We start from the raw sequence: 17,528 nt of genomic DNA, 5'->3' as shown, positions 1-17,528 counted from the left end.
CATCTGTTGAGCGCTCATTCTCACGATCACGCAGGCCATGGTCACCACCACGGCCACCATCATCACCATCATGGCGATGAGCACGAAGCCGGCCCGTTCCCCTGGCGGCGTATGGGCTGGGCGGTATTGCTCGTGCTGTTCGCGGTCGCCGCGGCGAGCCTGGTGCAGGTGCGTTCCGGTGAAGCCACGGTGATTACCCGCTTCGGCAATCCGTCGCGGGTATTGCTGGAACCGGGCCTGGGCTGGCGCTGGCCGGCGCCGTTCGAGGCGGCGATTCCGGTGGACCTGCGCCTGCGCACCACCTCCAGCGGTTTGCAGGATGTGGGCACCCGCGATGGCCTGCGGATCATCGTGCAGGCCTACGTAGCCTGGCAGGTGCAGGGCGACCCCGACAACGTGCAGCGCTTTATGCGTGCGGTGCAGAACCAGCCGGATGAAGCGGCGCGGCAGATTCGCACCTTTGTCGGCTCGGCGCTGGAAACCACCGCCGCCAGTTTCGACCTGGCCAACCTGGTGAACACCGATGCCAGCCAGGTGCGCATTGCCGATTTTGAAGCGCAGTTGCGCCAGCAGATTGATCAACAATTGCTCACCACCTATGGCGTGCGTGTGGTGCAGGTCGGTGTTGAACGGCTGACCTTGCCGTCGGTGACCCTGGCCGCCACTGTCGACCGCATGCGTGCCGAGCGCGAGACCATCGCCACGGAACGCACCGCCGTGGGCAAGCGTGAGGCGGCGCAGATTCGTTCGGCTGCCGAGCGTGATGCGCGAATCGTCCAGGCCGACGCCACGGTGAAAGCCGCCGATATCGAAGCGCAATCCCGGGTGGAAGCGGCGCAGATTTATGGCCGTGCCTACGCCGGCAATCCGCAGTTGTACAACCTGCTGCGTTCCCTCGACACCCTTGGCACAGTGGTCACGCCGGGCACCAAGATCATCCTGCGCACCGACGCCGCGCCTTTCCGCGCGCTGGTGGATGGGCCGAAGGATGTCCAGCCATGAGTGAGCGGGAAAGCCTCGACAGCCCGTGGATCCAGGCTGGACGGCTGACGTTCCTGGCGCTGTATGCGGTGACGGTATTGGCCGCGCTGGCGTGGGCGTTTTCCAACGTGCGCCAGATCGACCCGCAGAACCGTGCCGTGGTGTTGCACTTCGGCGCGCTGGACCGGATCCAGAATGCCGGGCTGCTGCTGGCCTGGCCGCGTCCGTTTGAACAAGTGGTGCTGTTGCCCGCCGCGGACCGGGTGATCGAGCGCCGGGTGGAAAACCTGCTGCGTTCCGATGCGGCCACCCAAGCCGATCGCGTGGCCAGTTTTGCCACGCCGCTGAGCGATGCCCTGGCCGGCTCCGGCTACCTGCTGACCGGCGATTCCGGCGTGGTGCAGCTGGATGTGCGGGTCTTCTACAAGGTCACCGAACCCTATGCGTTTGTGTTGCAGGGCGATCACGTGCTGCCGGCGCTGGATCGACTGGTCACTCGCAGCGCTGTGGTGCTGACTGCGGCGCGGGATCTGGATACGATTCTGGTGGCGCGCCCCGAGTTGATCGGCGCCGACAACCAGGCCGCCGAACGCCGCGAACGGCTGCGTGGCGACCTGGTGCGCGGCATCAATCAACGCCTGGCTGACCTGGCGTCCACCGGCCTTGGCCTGGGCATCGAAGTCACCCGGGTCGACGTGCAATCGAGCTTGCCGGGCCCGGCGGTCAATGCCTTCAACGCAGTGCTGACCGCCAGCCAGCAAGCCGACAAGGCGGTGGCCAATGCGCGCACCGACGCCGAAAAACTTACCCAGACCGCCAACCAGGACGCCGACCGCGCCGTGCAAGTGGCTCACGCCCAGGCCAGCGAACGGCTGTCCAACGCCCAGGCGCAAACCGCTACCGTCGCCAGCCTGGCCCAGGTCCAAGACCCAGGCCTGTTGCTGCGCCTCTACCGCGAACGCCTGCCGAAGATTCTCGGGCAGGCCGGCTCCGTGACCACGGTTGACCCTAAAGACGATTCCCGCCTGATCATTCAGGGAGCCGAACAATGACCGCCCACGCAGCCCCGATGCTCTCGTCGGCCGAACAACGCAGCGCCGCCCGGCAACTGACCCTGGCGATGCTCGCCCTGGGCCTGCTCAGCCTGGGCCTGGTATGGCGCTGGCTGGCGCCGGACCAGACCGGCGTGAGCCAACTGCTGTTGGGCGTCGCCTCATTGCTGGTGGCCGTGCCCGTGATGCGCTCGGCCTGGTACAGCCTGCGGTATCCAAGTTTGCATGGCATCACCGACCAACTCATTGCGCTGGCGATGCTCGGCGCCTGGGCTACCGGTGACCTGCTGACCGCCGCGCTGCTGCCGATCATCATGATCTTCGGCCATGTGCTGGAAGAGCGCAGCGTCATCGGCTCCCAGGAAGCGATTCATGCCCTGGGCAAGCTGACCCGTAGCCACGCACGGTTGGTGCAGGCGGACGGGACGATCCTGGAAGTGGACAACGGCATCCTGAAGACCGGCGATATCGTCGAAGTGCGTGCCGGTGACCGCGTGCCCGCCGACGGCGTGGTGCTGTCGGGCCAGGCCAGCCTCGACACCGCGCCGATTACCGGTGAATCGGTGCCGCTGGAAGCGAGTGTCGGCGTGCAGGTGTTTGGTGGCGCGATCAACCTCGACGGTTTGCTGCGCCTGGAAGTGACCCGCACCGGCAATGAGTCGACGCTGGGCAAAGTCATCGCCCTGATGCAGAGCGCCGAACGTTCGAAGCCGCCGATCACCCGATTGCTGGAGCGCTACGCCGGCAGCTACATGGTACTGGTGTTGTTGCTGGCGGCGGTCACCTGGTTTGTCACCAACGACGCCCAGGCGATGCTCGCGGTGCTGGTGGCGGCGTGCCCGTGTGCTTTGGTGTTGTCGGCTCCGGCCACGGCGATTGCGGGCATTGCGGTGGCGGCGCGTCACGGCATTCTGATTCGCAGCTCTGCGTTTCTCGAAGAGCTGGCGGACCTGACGTCGCTGGTGGTCGACAAGACCGGCACCCTGACGTTTGGCACCCTGCGTTTGCAGTCCATCGACACCCGCGAGCCGGATCGGCAAGTGCTGCTCAACCTGGCGGCCAGCCTCGGCTCCGCCAGCAGCCACCCGGTCAGCCGGGCATTGGCGGGGCTGGCGACTCAGGAACAAATGCTGGTGCTGTCGGATATTCGCGAGCGCCAGGGCCTCGGTGTGGTCGCGCAGACCGGGCAGGGCGAAGCCGCCCTCGGCCGGCCGGAATTGTTTGAGCAACTGGGCATCACGACCACGGCGGTCCCCAATCACGACGGCCCGATTGCCGGGCTTGCGTTGAACGGGCAATTCCTTGCCTGGCTGTTGCTGGCGGACAGCGTGAAACCTGAAGCGCGCCAGGCGATGAAAGAGCTGCGTGAATTGGGCCTGGGGCGCCAACTGCTGCTGACCGGCGACCGCCAGAGCGTGGCCGACAGCCTGGCGTTGGAAGTGGGCATCAGCGACGTCGAAGCCCAGGCTTTGCCGGAGGACAAGCTCAATCGCGTGCTGGGGGAAATCGGCAGCGGTTTCCGGCCGATGGTGGTGGGCGACGGGATCAACGATTCCCTGGCGCTCAAGGCCGGCGTGGTCGGCGTGGCGATGGGCGCGGGCGGGGCGGATATCGCGCTGGCATCGGCGGACGTGGTGCTGATCGGCAGCGACCTGCGGCGCCTGGGCACCTGTGTGCGCTTGAGTCGCCAGTGCCGGCACACGTTGCAGGTTAACGTGATCATCGGTCTGGGCTGGACGCTGGCGATCGTGGTGTTCGCCGCATTTGGCTGGCTGGGCGCGGCGGGAGCGATGATTGCGGCGGTGCTGCACAACCTCAGTACGCTGCTGGTGCTGGGCAATGCGGGGCGTCTGTTGCGGTTCCAGGAGCCGCTATTGAAACTCGAGGAATAAATTTTTCAGTCGCGCTGTAACGCCATGGGGGGACCTCACTCTAGTGCTATGTCGAGACTGAACAATCCGTTCAGACCGGCTCCACTACCGATCATGAGGAATACACAATGAACATCAAATCCGCTGCTGCTGGTGCCGCCCTCGCTATCGCCGCTGCTGGCATGTTTGCCGGTGTTGCCACTCAGGTACAGGCAGCAGACGCCCAGGTCCATTGCTATGGCGTCAACGCCTGCAAAGGCCAGAACGACTGCAAAACCAAAGACCACGCCTGCAAAGGCATGGGTTCTTGCAAAGGCCAGGGCTTCCTGTCGATGAGCAAGGCGATGTGCGATCAGAAAGGCGGCAAAGTCGGCGAATAACCGACAACCGAGTGCAACCGCAGCGGGCCCCCCTCCGCTGCGGACACTTTCCCCAGGAGTGTTTTTATGTCCGCTTCCCTTCCGAGTCTGGGTTACGGCCTGGGTCTACGCAGCGAGTACTACCAGCAGATCCTTGAACAATCGCCCGCCGTGGATTGGTTCGAAGTGATCTCCGAGAATTATCTGGTGCAGGGCGGCAAGGCCTTGTACTACCTGGATGCGATAGCCGAGCGTTATCCCCTGGTGATGCACGGTGTGTCCCTTTCAATCGGCGGGCCCCATGCCCTCGATACCGATTACCTGAAACAACTCAAGCAGCTCTCCGAGCGCATCCGGCCGGCGTGGATTTCCGATCACCTGTGCTGGAGCCGTGGCAACGCGCACCAGTTGCATGACTTGCTGCCGCTGCCCTACACCGAAGAAAGCCTGTACCACGTCGCCGCTCGCGTGCGGCAGGTGCAGGATGTGTTGCAGCGCCCGTTCGTGCTGGAAAACGTCTCCAGCTACGTGCGCTCCAAGGCGGATGAGTTTACCGAGTGGGAATTTCTCAACGCCCTGAGCCACCTCACCGGCTGCCAGTTGCTGCTGGACGTGAATAACGTCTACGTCAGCTCGCGCAATCACGGGTTCGACGCCTGGGAATTTATCCGCAACCTGCCGCCCGAAAGCATCCGCCAACTGCACCTGGCCGGGCATATGGATTACGGCGACTACGTGATCGACACCCATGACCATCCGGTATGCGATCCGGTGTGGGCGCTGTATCAGCGGACTCTGGAGCACCTCGGGCCAGTCTCGACCTTGCTCGAACGCGATGACCATTTCCCGCCTTTCCAGGAGCTGCTCGACGAGTTGAACAAGGCCCGCGAACTGGGCGCGAGCGCGCTGGACAGGAGAGCGTTATGCGCCTGATCGATTGGCAATTGGCCTTTGAGCGGCATTTGCTGGCCGAGTCTTCCACTGCCAGCAACAGCTTCAGCGCCACCTTGATCGGCGGCCCGACCCTGGATGTCGAGACGGGCCTGGCGATTTACCACAACGCCTATCACGCCCGATTGCAGGAAGTGCTGCGCGATGACTTCAGCGCCGTCTGGTATTGGCTGGGGGACGAGGAGTTTGCAGCGTTGGGTTCGGCCTATATCTGCCGTTATCCCTCGGCCCATTACAGCCTGCGCTGGTTTGGCGAGCGGTTCCCCGGGTTTATCGTTGAGCATTATGGCGAGCAAGGTTTGGCGCCTGCCGAGCTGGCGCGGCTCGAATGGGCATTCACCCTGGCCTTTGATGCACCGCAGGGCGAGCCGTTGACCCTGCAAGACATGGCAACGCTGCCGCCCGAAGACTGGCCTGGGCTGCAGGTGCAGTTGGTGCCCTCGGTGCAGCAGGTGCTGTGTGATTTCAACAGCCTGGGCATCTGGCGTGCGAGCAAGGGCGAGTGGGACTTTCCCGGCAGCGAAGCCCTGCCATTGGCGCAGGTGTGCCTGGTCTGGCGCCATCAGAATGTCTGCCAATACCGCAGCGTTGAACCGGCGCAAGCCTGCGCGCTGACAGGCATGGTCGCCAACGGTTGGAGTTTTTCCGAACTGTGTGCCGAGTTGGCAGTCACTTACCAGGAGGGCGCGCCATTGCAAGCGGTTACCTGGCTGAAACAGTGGGTCCAGGAGGGTTTGCTCCAGCGGCGGGCACCATAGAAAGGCGCTATTGTTTCGATAGCCTGCTAATTTTTCCGTGGATGGTCTACCCTCATTTCAGACGTCTGAAACAAGGGGGGACTACTCATGCTCGCGCAACTTCCACCGGCCTTACAGAATCTCAAGCTACCGCTGCGTCTTCGACTCTGGGACGGCCATGAATTCAACCTGGGCCCGGATCCCAGCGTCACCATTGTGGTCAAGGACCCCATGATGGTTTCCAAGCTCAGCCATCCGACGCTCGACTCACTGGGCGAAGCTTTCGTCGAGGGCAAACTGGAGCTGGAAGGCTCCATTTCCGAAGTGATCAGGGTCGTTGACGAGTTGAGTCATGCCCTGGTTGATGACGACGAGGGGAGTCGTCCGGTGCGCTCGATCCACGACAAGGCCACCGACGCAGCTGCTATTTCCTACCATTACGACCTGTCCAACGAGTTCTACCAGCTGTGGCTGGACCGCGACATGGCCTATTCCTGCGGGTATTTCGAAACCGGCAGCGAATCCCTTGATCAAGCGCAACAAGACAAATTCCGCCACCTGTGCCGCAAATTGCGGCTGCAGCCGGGGGAGTATTTGCTCGACGTGGGCTGCGGTTGGGGTGGGCTGGCGCGGTATGCCGCGCGGGAATTCGGGGTCAAGGTGTTTGGTATCACCCTGAGCAAGGAACAGCTGGCGCTGGCCCGGGAGCGGGTGAAGGCCGAAGGCCTGGAAGACCAGGTAGAGCTGACGCTGCTCGACTACCGCGACTTGCCCCAGGATGGCCGGTTCGACAAGGTGGTGAGCGTGGGGATGTTTGAACACGTTGGCCACGCCAACCTGGCTGAGTACTGCAAGATTCTCTACGGCGCGGTGCGTGAGGGCGGCCTGGTGATGAACCACGGGATTACCGCCAAGCACATTGATGGCCGGCCCGTAGGCCGTGGCGCCGGGGATTTTATCGAGCGTTATGTGTTCCCCAACGGCGAGTTGCCGCATCTGTCGATGATGACCGCCGAGATCAGCGACGTGGGCCTGGAAGTCGTCGACGTCGAAAGCCTGCGCCTGCATTACGCGCGCACGCTGGATCACTGGAGCGAGCGCCTCGAAGACAACCTGGAAGCGGCAGGCAAGATGGTGCCGGAACAAGCCTTGCGCATTTGGCGCCTGTACCTGGCCGGCTGTGCGTATGCGTTTGCCCGGGGCTGGATCAACCTGCATCAGATTCTGGCGGTGAAACCCCATGCCGATGGTAGCCATGAGCTGCCGTGGACGCGGGATGACCTGTACCAGTAAGCAATGTTACCGGTGATCTGAATGTGGGAGCGGGCTTGTGTGGGAGCGGGCTTGCTCGCGAAGGCGTTGTATCAGAAACACATTCAGTGACTGACACTCCGCTTTCGCGAGCAAGCCCGCTCCCACATTGGGTTCGGTGCAAGCCTTACAAAATTGGAGAAATCAGCCGCGCGATCCGCATGCCCAATTGTTGCAGGCGGTGGGTCTGGCGGTTTTCTTCCTGGCTGATTTCATGGGCCAGGGCGAAGTCTTCCAGCAGCATGTGCTCCACCTGGCTGGCGAAAGTGTCATCTACCGTCAGCAACATCACTTCGAAATTCAGCCGGAACGAGCGGTTATCCAGGTTCGCACTGCCGATGGCGCTGATTTCACGGTCGACCAACACCACTTTCTGATGCAGGAACCCTGGCGTATAGCGGAATACCCGCACCCCGGCGCGCACGGCTTCGATCGCATACAGGCTGGAAGCGGCGTAGACGATGCGGTGATCCGGCCGTGACGGCAGCAGCAGACGCACGTCGACACCGCGCAATACCGCCAACCTCAAAGCCGCAAATACCGCCTCATCGGGAATGAAATACGGGCTGGTGATCCACACCCGTTCGGTGGCCGCATGAATGGCCTCGACGAAAAACAGCGAGCAGGTTTCATAGGGATCCGCCGGGCCGCTGGCCAGTAATTGGCAGAGCACGCCGTCGTCCGGGTAGGTATCCGGCAGCAGCAGCGGCGGCAGCTCACGCGCGGCCCAGAACCAGTCTTCGGCAAACGACTCCTGCAAGCACGCCACCACCGGGCCGCTGACTTGCACATGGGTGTCACGCCATGGCGCCAGCGGCGGTTTCTTGCCCAGGTACTCATCGCCGACGTTATGCCCACCGACGAACCCGGTAATGCCATCCACCACCACGATCTTGCGGTGGTTGCGGAAGTTGACCTGGAAGCGGTTGAGCCAGCCGCTGCGCGTGGCGAAGGCCTTGACCTGCACCCCGGCGTCTCGTAGCGACTGCACATAACGATGGGGCAGGGCATGGCTGCCGATACGGTCGTATAGCACGAAAATGGCTACGCCTTCGGCGGCTTTTTCCTTGAGCAAGGTGTGCAGTTGGCGGCCAAGTTCGTCGTCATGAATGATGAAGAACTGGAACAGCACAGCGGTCTTTGCCGAGCGAATCGCCTCGAAAATCGCGCTGAACGTAGCCTCGCCATTGATCAGCAAACGCACCTGATTATTCGCCAGGCACGGCATGCGCCCCAGCTTGGGCATGGCCCGTAGCGAAGCGTAGGCCTGGGAGTTGCGCGCGGCCAATGCCTCTTCAACCCATGGGCGCCAGTTCAGCTCGGTGATCGCCTTGTGCATTTCCTGGTTGGCCTGGCGCCGCGCCTGAATGTAGGCGTCGAAAGTGCTCCGGCCAAAGATCAGGTAGGGAATCAGCGTCAGGTAGGGGATGAACATCAGCGACAATGCCCAGGCAATCGAGCCTTGGGCGGTCCTGACGGTCAGCACCGCATGGATGGCGGCGAGGGTGCCCAGAAAATGCAGGGTGGCAATGAAATAGGCGAGCAGGTGCGGGCCAAAGAAATCCATGGACAACGGTACTCCTGACGAACAAGTGCCTAACAGACCATGTTCGGCCACGAATGTCGCTATTTTATTTGCTGTGCAACACTGGCGCTTTTGCGGCGTCTAACGCCGACAATTGCCCAGGAGTTACCCGATGAATGCTCGTCTGCTTGGTTTGGCCATGGTTGTTGGTTTGACGCTGCCTGTGGCGGCGCAAGCGCAGATGTTGGCGCCGGGCTTGTGGGAGTTGACCACCAGCAACATGAAGGTCGATAACCAGGACCTGCCGGACTTGTCGCTGATCCTCGGTCAGCTCAAGCAACAGATGACCCCGGAACAACGCGCGATGCTTGAGAAGCAAGGCATCACCATGGCCGGCAAAGGCGTGCAGGTGTGCCTGACTCCGGCCCAGGTGGCGTCCGATTCCATCCCGCTGACCGATCCGCAATCGGGCTGCAAGCAGGAAGTGACGGACAAGACCGGCAACCAATGGAAATTCCGTTTCAGTTGCCCGAAAGCCCAGGGCACTGGCGTGGCGACGTTCCAGAGCCAGCAGGAATTCACCACTACGGTTAACGGTACCTTCAACGCCACCGGCGTACAGCAGAAGGGCAGCCTGGACACCCACGCGCAGTGGTTGGGCAGCAACTGCGGCACGGTCAAACCCCGCGCCTAACCTAAGACATACCCCGATCAAAATGTGGGAGCGGGCTTGCTCGCGAATGCGGTGAATCAGTCACAGGTGTATTGGCTGACCCACCGCATTCGCGAGCAAGCCCGCTCCCACATTTGATTGGATTGCCAGGTACAGAGTCTCTTCAGCGCTGAAAATGCAGCGGCAGCCCCTGGCAACTGTCGTGCACGCGCCCGTCGTGCCAGGCCAGGTGGCCCGACACAAGCGTGGTGCTGACGCTGTGCCGGAAGCTGCGCCCCGCAAAGGGCGTCCAGCCGCAACGGGCCAGGATCGGCTGGCTGCTGACGGGGTTGCCGTGAGGCTCGGGTTGGATCAGCACCAGGTCGGCCCAATAGCCTTCGCGCAGGTAGCCACGGTCGGGGATCGCAAACAGGTCCGCGACCCGATGGCTGGTTTTCGCCACCAGCGTGGTCAGCGGCAGCAGGCCGTCGGCGACCAATTCCAGCAGCGCCGGCAGGGCGTGTTGCACCAGCGGCAAGCCTGACGGCGCTTCGCGATAGGGCAGCTGTTTTTGCGCCCAGGTGTGCGGCGCATGGTCACTGCCAATTACATCCAGACGATCACTCAACAATGCCAGGCGCAGGGCGTTGCGGTCGGCGCGTGTCTTGATCGCCGGGTTGCATTTGATCTGGTGGCCGAGGCGGGCGTAGTCGCGGTCATCGAACAAGAGGTGATGCAGGCAGACTTCCGCCGTGATGCGTTTTTGCGCCAGGGGTTTGTCTTCGAACAGCACCAACTCCCGTGCGCTGGTGATGTGCAGCACATGCAGGCGCGTGCCGTGCCGCTTGGCCAGTTCCACCGCCAGGGACGAGGAGCGATAGCAGGCCTCGGCATCGCGGATCAGCGGGTGTGCCACGGCAGGAATGTGCTCCCCGAAACGCTCGCGCATCCTTTGCTCGCGGGCCAGGATGCTGGGGGTGTGCTCGCAGTGGGCCAGGAGAATGGTCGGCACCTCGGCGAACAGACGCTCGAGGATCTTCGGATCATCCACCAGCATATTGCCGGTAGACGCACCCATGAACACTTTGACCCCGGCGACTTCCCGCGGGTCCAGCGCGGCGACGGTGTCGAGGTTGTCGTTGCTCACTCCGAAGTGAAAGCCATAGTTGGCCACCGAATGCAGCGCCGCGCGGCGCTTCTTGTCGGCCAGGGCTTCCAGGTTCAGGGTCGCCGGGTTGGTGTTGGGCATGTCCATGAAACTGGTGATTCCACCCGCCACCGCCGCGCGGGACTCGCTGTAGAAGCTGCCTTTGTCCGGCGCGCCGGGCTCTCGGAAGTGCACCTGGTCGTCGATCATTCCCGGCAGCAGCCACTGGCCTTGGGCGTCGATTTCCACGGTGGCGTTGGCGTTGTCGATGCTGCCGGCGATCTTCTCGATACGGCCATTGGCGACCAGCAGGTCAGCCTCGAATTCCTCGCCTTCGTTCACCAGGCGGGCGTTGCGGATCAGCAGGCGGCTCATGGTCAGAACTCGTTTTGCAGGGCTTTGTAACCCAGGACCAGGTCGACGTTGGTGCGTGCCACGTCTTCGGAAAACTCCGAAGCGCTGACACTCACCGGCGGAAACTGGGACAGGTCGGTGTTGGGGCCGATGCGGGTGGTGGAGGGCACGTAGAACGCGTCGGGCAAATCGCGGCCGTCGACTACAGAGTTGTGCCGCACCACGCAGCCATCGCCGACGACGCAATTGAACAGCACGCTGTTGAAGCCGATGAACACCCGGTCACCAACGGTGCAGGGCCCGTGGACGATGGAGCGGTGGGCGATGGAGGTGAACTCGCCGATGGTTACGGCGGCGCCGGATTTGGAGTGGATCACCACGCCGTCCTGGATATTCGAATTGGCACCGATGGTGATCGGGTCCATGTCACCGTTGGCGTCGACTTCGTCGGCGCGGATCACCGCGTAAGGGCCGACAAATACGTTTTCGCCGATGATCACCTTGCCGCAGATGATTGCGGTTTTGTCGACGTAGGCCGATTCGGCAATCACGGGCAGATCGCCGGAAGGGTTCTTGCGGATCATGGGTCAGGTTCCTTGAGAGGCGCGGTGATGATGTTTACGTGATGGCCGTCGATGGCGTTGTAGAAACAGGTGGGCCGGCCGGTGTGGCAGGCCGGGCCTTGCTGGTCGACGATCAGCAATACCGCGTCGCCGTCGCAATCCAGGCGGGCCTCCACCAGCAGTTGCCAGTGGCCGGAGGTTTCGCCCTTGCGCCACAGTTGCTGGCGCGAGCGGGACCAGTAGCAGACGTGCCCGGTGGCCAGGGTTTCGTCGAGGGCCTGGCGGTTCATCCAGGCCAGCATCAACACTTCGCCGCTGCCGTGTTGCTGGGCGATGGCGGCGATCAGGCCATCGCTGTTCCACGGCAGGGCGTCGAGCACGCTATCGAGTGGAAAGCGGCTGCCGATGGCAGCCTCTTCCAGGTCAAGCATGCTCAGGCTCACGGCTTGCTCAGGGCCGCGCACAGGGTGTTGAGGTTGTATTCGAACAGGCCGGTAAAGGTGCTGGCCGGACCTTCTGCAGCCAGGGCGTCCGAATACAGCGTGCCGCCGATCTGCGCGCCGCTCTCATCAGCGATCTGCTGGAGCAGACGCGAGTCCTTGATGTTTTCCATGAACACGGCCTTGACCTTGTCCTTGCGGATCTGGGTGATCAGCGTGGCGACTTCGGCGGCCGACGGTTCACGTTCGGTGGACAAACCTTGAGGCGACAGGAACTCGATACCGTAGGCCTGGCCCAGGTAGCCGAAGGCGTCATGAGAGGTGACGATGCGACGGTTACCCGGTGGCAGCGCGCCAAACTTGGCCTTGGCTTCAGCCAGCAGGCGGTAGATTTCTTTCAGGTACACCTGGCTGTTGTGCTCGTAGTCGGCCTTGTTGGCCGGGTCGGCAGCGATCAGCGCCTTGGTGATGTTGTTCACGTAGATAACGGTGTTGGCCAGGTTGTGCCAGGCGTGCGGGTCGGGGATGGTTTCGCCGTCCTCTTCCATGGTGTGGGAGAGCACGCCTTTACTCGCAGTGACCACGGTGGCCTTGGTCTCGGTGCTGGTGACCAGGCGATCCAGCCACGGCTCGAAGCCCAGGCCGTTCTTGATGATCACCTTGGCCTTGAGCAGGGCCTTGGCATCGTCTGGTGTTGGTTCGTAGGTGTGGGCGTCGGCGTCGGGGCCGACCATGTTGCTGATCTGGATATGATCGCCACCGACCTGGTGGGTCATGTCGTCAAGAATACTGAAGCTGGTAACCACCTGAAGCTTGTCGGCAGCCTGGGCCGTCGCGAACGACAGCGGCAGCAACACACTGAACAGCACGAGTAGAGCGCGCATCGGGAAACACCTCATTGGGATGTAAGCAAAGGCGGGCGGCGCAGCAAGCCGTGCACCGGACCGAAGACCACGGACAGCAGGTACCAGCCGCCAGCCACCAGCACAATTGCCGGGCCGCTGGGCAGCGAGTAGTAGAACGACAGCAACAAGCCAAGCCATACCGACAGGCATCCCAGCACTGCTGATATGGCGATCAACACCGGCAGGCGCCGGCTCCAGAAACGTGAAGCAATCGCCGGCAACATCATCAGGCCGACCACCATCAACGCGCCGATGGCCTGGAAACCGATCACCAGGTTTAGCACCACCAGCGTCAGGAACAGGCCGTGGGCCAGCGGGCCGAGGCGGCTGACGGTTTGCAGGAACAGCGGGTCGAGGGTGTCCAGCAGCAGCGGTTTGTAGATCACCACCATGGCGATCAGGCTGAAGCCCGAGACCCAGAGCATGCCGGTGAGGGTCGGGCCGTCTACCGCCAGGGCCGAGCCGAACAGCAGGTGCAGCAGGTCCAGGCGTTTGCCGGCGAGGCCGAGGATCAGCACGCCGCTGGCCAGGGAGATCGGGTAGATGGCGGCGAGGCTGGCGTCTTCCTTCAGCCCGGTGCGACGGGTAATCCAGGCGGCGAGGCCGGCCATGCTCAGGCCGGCGCCCAGGCCGCCGATGGTCAGCGCGGGCAGGCTCAGGCCGGCAAACCAGAAGCCCAGTGCGGCGCCGGGCAGGATGCCGTGGGACACCGCGTCACCGATCAGGCTCATGCGGCGCAGGATCAGGAACACCCCGAGCGGCGCGGTGCTGCATGCCAATACCAGACCGCCGACGAGCGCGCGGCGCATGAAAACGAAATCGAGAAACGGCATCCACAGGTGGGCGGCGAAGTGCATCAGGCCACCTGCATTTGCGGCTGCGGGCGGATCAGTTCTTTGCTGGAGCCGAACACGCAGCCACTGCTTTTGATCTGCACCACTTGCTGGGTGTGTTGGCGTACGGAGCCGAGGTCATGGCACACCACGACCACCGTGCGGCCTGCGTCGTGCCAGGCGTGGATGTGTTTCCAGCACAGCGCCTGGCCGTCTTCGTCGAGGGCGGCGTGGGGTTCGTCCAGCAGCAATATCGGCGACTCGGCCAGGCTCATGCGGGCGAGCAGGGCGCGTTGCAGTTCGCCGCCCGACAAGGCCATCAACGGCCGATGCTCCAGGCCGCTGAGGCACCAGTCTTCGAGCACGGCGCTCAGGCGTTCGGTACGTTGTTGCGGGGTTTGCCTGCTGCCCCAAAAACCGGCGGCCACCAACTCTTCGAGGCTGATAGGAAACTGGCGGTCGAGGTTCTGTTGCTGGGGCAAAAACGACAGGCCACCTCGGCGTGGAACATCGATCGTCACTTTCCCCGCCAGTGGCTTCTGCAATCCGGCGATAACTTTCAGCAGGCTGCTTTTGCCGGTGCCGTTGGCGCCGATGATGCCGGTAAGGCTGCCTTTTTCCAGGGTGAAATCCACGGCGGGGGTCAGTGGTTGGCCGGGGGCGCCCCAGCGCAAAGCGGTGCAGGTGATCATTCGGAAGGTCTCGTCCAGCGGCTTTCGGCCACGGCATCGTGCGCGTGAAGGCTTTCGGCGTGGATCACTCTCAAGTGGAAGGCATTGACCGCATCCGAGCGTTTCAAGGCGAGGTTCAGGCGGCGGGCGGCGTCTTCGCAGAACATCAGGTTCTGCCCGTTGGCCAGGGCGAAGGCTTGTTCGTCTGCACGCTTTACGGCGGTTTGCACGGCAGTGCCGAGGGCGGCTTCGGTTTCGTCGATCAACTGGGTCAGCGGCAGTGTTGGCTGATCGTCCTGAAGCCGGACCTGCAACAGCGCGCTGCTGCGCTGGCTGTGGGGCGTGGCGACGATGCCGTTTGCGCTGCCGAGCCAGGTCAGTACGTCTTCGTGCTGCAGCGGTGTGCCGGCAAAGTCCTCGATAAATTGCTGCTGAATCAATTGCCTGGCGAGGGCAGCGGAGCAAGGGCAGGTTGAAGAGTAAGTAACGTCAATTTTTAGTTCCACGTGGAACATCTGGTTTTCCAGGCGCGCCTCGATGCTCACCGGATAGCTTTTCCAGCCGGCCAACGGGCTGACCAGCGCCGGACGTTTCAGCAACAGACCTGCATGAATTCGCAGGTAGGCATTTGTGGATAAACCTTCATGACTGTCGAGAAAACGTTGCAATACACTGCGCAGCAGTGCTGGCGAAAGCGGTTGCTGTTCAAGCATTTCCAGCGCCAGGTAAAGCCTAGACATATGAATGCCACGGGCCTCGCCGTCGTCCAGGCTGACGCCGGCATCAGCCGTGGCGCTAAGGCTTTGGCCGTCGATCAGAATGGGCAGGGCAATGCCGCACATGCCCACCCAATCGAGCGGCAAGGCTTGGCGTGAAGCCTGCGCGGCGATATCGGGCAGAGTCAGCGCGTTCATGAGCAGGTCCATCGTTGGAAATAAAAAGACATGTTATATTATTACAATTGAAACGACGAAAGTTTTTCTGTTCTGTCTTTTGTTCAGTCATGTCGAGTACGGAAGCTCCTTTATTTGCGGTGTAAGTCATGCACAGACGTCAACTTCTCAACCTGCTGCTGGCCAGTGCGGTGTTCACCTTGCCCTTGGGCGTGTCTGCCGCGCAGATCCGCAATGCACGGCTGTGGCGGTCGGATAACAAGCTGCGGCTGGTGCTGGACCTCAGCGGCCCGGTGCAATACAAGACCTTCACCCTGACCGCGCCGGAGCGGTTGATCATCGATTTGAGCGGCGCGAAGCTGACCGGTGATTTCAGCCAACTGGCCCTGACCAACAGCGGCATTACCTCGATTCGCTCGGGGCATTTCGGGCAGGGCGATACGCGGATCGTGCTGGATTTGAAGGCGCCGATGCAGCTCAACAGCTTTCTCCTGCCGCCGCAGGATGGCCAGGGCCACCGCCTCGTGCTGGACCTGACAAGCGCCACTCATGCGCCTATGCAAATCGCTGCGGCACCGGCCGCGTTGGCTGCACCCGTGCCGGCGCCGGTGGACAGGGCTCATCCGAAACGCGACATCATCGTGGTGGTCGACCCTGGGCACGGCGGCAAGGATCCCGGCGCGATTGGCTCAAAGGGCCAGCGCGAAAAAGACGTGGTGCTGTCCATCGCCCAATTGCTGGCCAAGCGTCTGAAGCGCGAGAAGGGCTTCGATGTGAAGCTGGTGCGCAACGACGACTTCTTCGTGCCGCTGCGTAAACGTGTGGACATCGCCCGTCAGCACAAAGCCGACATGTTTATCTCGGTACACGCCGATGCCGCGCCACGGCTTACGGCGTCCGGCGCCTCTGTCTATGCGCTGTCTGAAGGCGGCGCCACCTCCGCCACCGCACGGTTCATGGCGCAGCGGGAAAACGGCGCCGACCTCTTGGGCGCCACCACCTTGCTCAATCTCAAGGACAAGGACCCGATGCTCGCCGGGGTGATTCTCGACATGTCGATGAACGCCACCATCGCCTCCAGCCTGCAACTGGGCAGCTCGGTACTGGGCAGCCTGCAAAGCATCACCACGCTGCATCAAAAACGCGTGGAACAGGCCGGCTTTGCGGTGCTCAAGTCGCCGGACGTGCCGTCGATCCTGGTGGAAACCGGGTTTATCTCCAACACCCAGGACGCCCAGCGACTGGTCACCGCGCGCCATCAACAGGCGGTGGCAGACGGTTTATTTGAAGGGTTGAAAAATTACTTCCAGAAGAACCCGCCGATGAACAGCTACATGGCCTGGGTTCAGGAACAGAAAACCGGCCAGGTCTAACAGCCGGTGATTCGACTACAGGTGAACTTGGCGCTGGCACCACCGGAACTGGAAAACCGGTTGAGGGTGGTCCAGCCCACTCGCCGCGTGTAGCCCACCCACGCCTCACCATCGGATGCCAACCCGGTAAAGAACGTCAGTTGCCCGTAGCGGCTGCTGGTCTGTGCCCAATAGCGTTTTCCGATCACTTCAAAGCCCCGCAAATACGTAGTGCTGCCTGCCGTCGCGACGCTGTAGGCATTGCCCTGGGCGTCGACGCACGCCAGCAGGTTGGCGCTGCGGGTGCAGTTGGCCAGCAGGCTGGGCACCTGGGCGTTGGCCAGGCTCGCCAGCATCAGCAACACAGCACACAGCAGGTATTTCATAGAGGCTCTCGGGGCGTTATTCGGCTGCCAGCATTGCGCCCTTCGTCGTCACGAGCAAGGGGGATTGGCTTATTTGCATTGTTATACTATAACATTAAAAAACAGCCTGACCCGTGAACCACCTCCGATGACCGAACAAGACCTTCTCGCCCAACCCTGCGCCGACTACATGAATGAAGCCCAGCAAGGTTTCTTCCGCGAGCTGCTGCTGGCCCAGCGCAACGAGCTGCAAGCGCGTATCGACGCTGAATTCATGGTGCTGCGCGAACAGGAGCCCAACAGCGATCCCGCCGATGTCGGCAGCGCCGAAGAACAGCGCCAATGGCAACTGCGCCTGCTGGAGCGCGAAAAAAAGCTGTTGGACAAGATCGACGAAGCCCTGGAACGCCTGGCCCGCGGTGAATACGGCTGGTGCCGTGAAACCTGCGAACCCATCGGCCTCAAGCGCCTGCTGCTGCGCCCCACGGCCACCCTGTGTATCGAAGCCAAAGAACGTGAAGAGCTGCGCGAACGCCATCAACGGGCGATTTGACCGGCCAACCCTG

19 protein-coding genes are annotated in these 17,528 nt (G+C 62.5%); 10 read left to right on the top strand and 9 right to left on the bottom strand.

The window, feature by feature from the left end; genetic code table 11:
- The first annotated feature begins 3 nt into the window (after positions 1-3).
- From hflC to cfaB, 7 genes are all read left to right on the top strand, one after another.
- The gene (hflC, locus tag HX801_RS17055) at positions 4-1,002 is read left to right on the top strand and encodes a protease modulator HflC (protein WP_161635746.1); all 999 of its coding nucleotides are present in this window, start codon (positions 4-6) and stop codon (positions 1,000-1,002) included.
- Positions 999-2,033 (top strand): protease modulator HflK, encoded by a 1,035-nt coding sequence (gene hflK / locus HX801_RS17050; protein WP_177022407.1) that lies wholly within the window; start codon positions 999-1,001, stop codon positions 2,031-2,033. Before hflC ends, hflK begins: the two co-directional genes overlap by 4 nt.
- Entirely contained in the window at positions 2,030-3,925 is a 1,896-nt protein-coding gene (locus HX801_RS17045; protein WP_008439522.1) for a cation-translocating P-type ATPase, read from the top strand. Before hflK ends, HX801_RS17045 begins: the two co-directional genes overlap by 4 nt.
- Positions 3,926-4,032: 107 nt before the next feature.
- Complete coding sequence (locus HX801_RS17040) at positions 4,033-4,284, top strand: hypothetical protein (RefSeq protein ID WP_003213503.1); 252 nt, start codon at positions 4,033-4,035, stop codon at positions 4,282-4,284.
- Positions 4,285-4,350: 66 nt separating this feature from the next.
- Positions 4,351-5,196, top strand: a complete 846-nt coding sequence (locus tag HX801_RS17035; protein WP_087694584.1) for a DUF692 domain-containing protein — start codon at positions 4,351-4,353, stop codon at positions 5,194-5,196.
- Complete coding sequence (locus HX801_RS17030; RefSeq protein ID WP_177022406.1) at positions 5,187-5,972, top strand: DNA-binding domain-containing protein; 786 nt, start codon at positions 5,187-5,189, stop codon at positions 5,970-5,972. The genes HX801_RS17035 and HX801_RS17030 overlap by 10 nt, the downstream gene beginning before the upstream one ends.
- 87 nt (positions 5,973-6,059) lie before the next feature.
- Positions 6,060-7,244 carry a C17 cyclopropane fatty acid synthase CfaB gene (gene cfaB / locus HX801_RS17025; RefSeq protein WP_177022405.1) on the top strand — a complete coding sequence of 395 codons (1,185 nt, stop codon included), beginning with the start codon at positions 6,060-6,062 and terminating at the stop codon, positions 7,242-7,244.
- A gap of 145 nt (positions 7,245-7,389) precedes the next feature.
- Here the strand turns inward: cfaB and cls are convergent, their stop codons facing one another.
- The gene (gene cls / locus HX801_RS17020) at positions 7,390-8,829 is read right to left on the bottom strand and encodes a cardiolipin synthase (protein WP_134327562.1); all 1,440 of its coding nucleotides are present in this window, start codon (positions 8,827-8,829) and stop codon (positions 7,390-7,392) included.
- A 130-nt stretch (positions 8,830-8,959) separates the two neighbouring features.
- Here cls and HX801_RS17015 point away from each other — a divergent pair, with 130 nt between their 5' ends.
- Entirely contained in the window at positions 8,960-9,481 is a 522-nt protein-coding gene (locus HX801_RS17015; RefSeq protein ID WP_003213494.1) for a DUF3617 domain-containing protein, read from the top strand.
- A gap of 142 nt (positions 9,482-9,623) precedes the next feature.
- Here the strand turns inward: HX801_RS17015 and HX801_RS17010 are convergent, their stop codons facing one another.
- Genes HX801_RS17010 through folE2 form a run of 7 tightly spaced genes read right to left on the bottom strand, consistent with a single transcriptional unit; the run spans position 9,624 to position 15,266 of the window.
- Positions 9,624-10,961: a dihydroorotase gene (locus HX801_RS17010; protein ID WP_177022404.1), complete on the bottom strand. Its 1,338-nt coding sequence runs from the start codon at positions 10,959-10,961 to the stop codon at positions 9,624-9,626.
- A 2-nt stretch (positions 10,962-10,963) separates the two neighbouring features.
- Positions 10,964-11,524 (bottom strand): DapH/DapD/GlmU-related protein, encoded by a 561-nt coding sequence (locus HX801_RS17005; protein ID WP_087694587.1) that lies wholly within the window; start codon positions 11,522-11,524, stop codon positions 10,964-10,966.
- A complete protein-coding gene (gene hisI, locus HX801_RS17000; protein WP_008439510.1) occupies positions 11,521-11,946 on the bottom strand; it encodes a phosphoribosyl-AMP cyclohydrolase in 426 nt (141 codons plus the stop codon). The genes HX801_RS17005 and hisI overlap by 4 nt, the downstream gene beginning before the upstream one ends.
- On the bottom strand, positions 11,943-12,827 hold the full coding sequence (locus HX801_RS16995) for a metal ABC transporter substrate-binding protein (RefSeq protein ID WP_003213485.1): 885 nt from the start codon (positions 12,825-12,827) through the stop codon (positions 11,943-11,945). The genes hisI and HX801_RS16995 overlap by 4 nt, the downstream gene beginning before the upstream one ends.
- A gap of 11 nt (positions 12,828-12,838) precedes the next feature.
- Positions 12,839-13,705: a metal ABC transporter permease gene (locus HX801_RS16990; RefSeq protein WP_003213483.1), complete on the bottom strand. Its 867-nt coding sequence runs from the start codon at positions 13,703-13,705 to the stop codon at positions 12,839-12,841.
- Complete coding sequence (locus tag HX801_RS16985) at positions 13,705-14,373, bottom strand: metal ABC transporter ATP-binding protein (protein ID WP_008439505.1); 669 nt, start codon at positions 14,371-14,373, stop codon at positions 13,705-13,707. Before HX801_RS16985 ends, HX801_RS16990 begins: the two co-directional genes overlap by 1 nt.
- A complete protein-coding gene (gene folE2 / locus HX801_RS16980; RefSeq protein ID WP_177022403.1) occupies positions 14,370-15,266 on the bottom strand; it encodes a GTP cyclohydrolase FolE2 in 897 nt (298 codons plus the stop codon). Before folE2 ends, HX801_RS16985 begins: the two co-directional genes overlap by 4 nt.
- A 128-nt stretch (positions 15,267-15,394) precedes the next feature.
- Between folE2 and HX801_RS16975 the strand changes: the two genes are divergently transcribed.
- Positions 15,395-16,618 (top strand): N-acetylmuramoyl-L-alanine amidase, encoded by a 1,224-nt coding sequence (locus HX801_RS16975; protein ID WP_003213478.1) that lies wholly within the window; start codon positions 15,395-15,397, stop codon positions 16,616-16,618.
- Here the strand turns inward: HX801_RS16975 and HX801_RS16970 are convergent.
- The gene (locus tag HX801_RS16970; RefSeq protein WP_003213476.1) at positions 16,615-16,983 is read right to left on the bottom strand and encodes a hypothetical protein; all 369 of its coding nucleotides are present in this window, start codon (positions 16,981-16,983) and stop codon (positions 16,615-16,617) included. The two genes, HX801_RS16975 and HX801_RS16970, sit on opposite strands and share 4 nt — an antisense overlap.
- 127 nt (positions 16,984-17,110) lie before the next feature.
- Between HX801_RS16970 and dksA the strand changes: the two genes are divergently transcribed.
- Positions 17,111-17,515 carry an RNA polymerase-binding protein DksA gene (dksA, locus tag HX801_RS16965; RefSeq protein ID WP_003213474.1) on the top strand — a complete coding sequence of 135 codons (405 nt, stop codon included), beginning with the start codon at positions 17,111-17,113 and terminating at the stop codon, positions 17,513-17,515.
- Positions 17,516-17,528: the final 13 nt, after the last annotated feature.

This window comes from Pseudomonas sp. G1002 (assembly GCF_013385455.1).
Taxonomy (GTDB): Bacteria; Pseudomonadota; Gammaproteobacteria; order Pseudomonadales; family Pseudomonadaceae; genus Aquipseudomonas.
Note: the sequence above shows the minus strand (reverse complement) of the source record. Positions and strands in the feature narration are given on the sequence as shown.

Coding starts and splice junctions, on each gene's coding strand:
- cfaB (WP_177022405.1), top strand. CDS start 6,060: ATGCTCGCGCAACTTCCACCGGCCTTACAGAATCTCAAGCTACCGCTG.
- hflK (WP_177022407.1), top strand. CDS start 999: ATGAGTGAGCGGGAAAGCCTCGACAGCCCGTGGATCCAGGCTGGACGG.
- HX801_RS17040 (WP_003213503.1), top strand. CDS start 4,033: ATGAACATCAAATCCGCTGCTGCTGGTGCCGCCCTCGCTATCGCCGCT.
- HX801_RS16970 (WP_003213476.1), bottom strand. CDS start 16,983: ATGAAATACCTGCTGTGTGCTGTGTTGCTGATGCTGGCGAGCCTGGCC.
- HX801_RS17010 (WP_177022404.1), bottom strand. CDS start 10,961: ATGAGCCGCCTGCTGATCCGCAACGCCCGCCTGGTGAACGAAGGCGAG.
- HX801_RS17045 (WP_008439522.1), top strand. CDS start 2,030: ATGACCGCCCACGCAGCCCCGATGCTCTCGTCGGCCGAACAACGCAGC.
- HX801_RS16975 (WP_003213478.1), top strand. CDS start 15,395: ATGCACAGACGTCAACTTCTCAACCTGCTGCTGGCCAGTGCGGTGTTC.
- cls (WP_134327562.1), bottom strand. CDS start 8,829: ATGGATTTCTTTGGCCCGCACCTGCTCGCCTATTTCATTGCCACCCTG.
- HX801_RS16990 (WP_003213483.1), bottom strand. CDS start 13,705: ATGCACTTCGCCGCCCACCTGTGGATGCCGTTTCTCGATTTCGTTTTC.
- HX801_RS16985 (WP_008439505.1), bottom strand. CDS start 14,373: ATGATCACCTGCACCGCTTTGCGCTGGGGCGCCCCCGGCCAACCACTG.
- HX801_RS17015 (WP_003213494.1), top strand. CDS start 8,960: ATGAATGCTCGTCTGCTTGGTTTGGCCATGGTTGTTGGTTTGACGCTG.
- HX801_RS16995 (WP_003213485.1), bottom strand. CDS start 12,827: ATGCGCGCTCTACTCGTGCTGTTCAGTGTGTTGCTGCCGCTGTCGTTC.
- HX801_RS17035 (WP_087694584.1), top strand. CDS start 4,351: ATGTCCGCTTCCCTTCCGAGTCTGGGTTACGGCCTGGGTCTACGCAGC.
- HX801_RS17030 (WP_177022406.1), top strand. CDS start 5,187: ATGCGCCTGATCGATTGGCAATTGGCCTTTGAGCGGCATTTGCTGGCC.
- HX801_RS17005 (WP_087694587.1), bottom strand. CDS start 11,524: ATGATCCGCAAGAACCCTTCCGGCGATCTGCCCGTGATTGCCGAATCG.
- folE2 (WP_177022403.1), bottom strand. CDS start 15,266: ATGAACGCGCTGACTCTGCCCGATATCGCCGCGCAGGCTTCACGCCAA.
- dksA (WP_003213474.1), top strand. CDS start 17,111: ATGACCGAACAAGACCTTCTCGCCCAACCCTGCGCCGACTACATGAAT.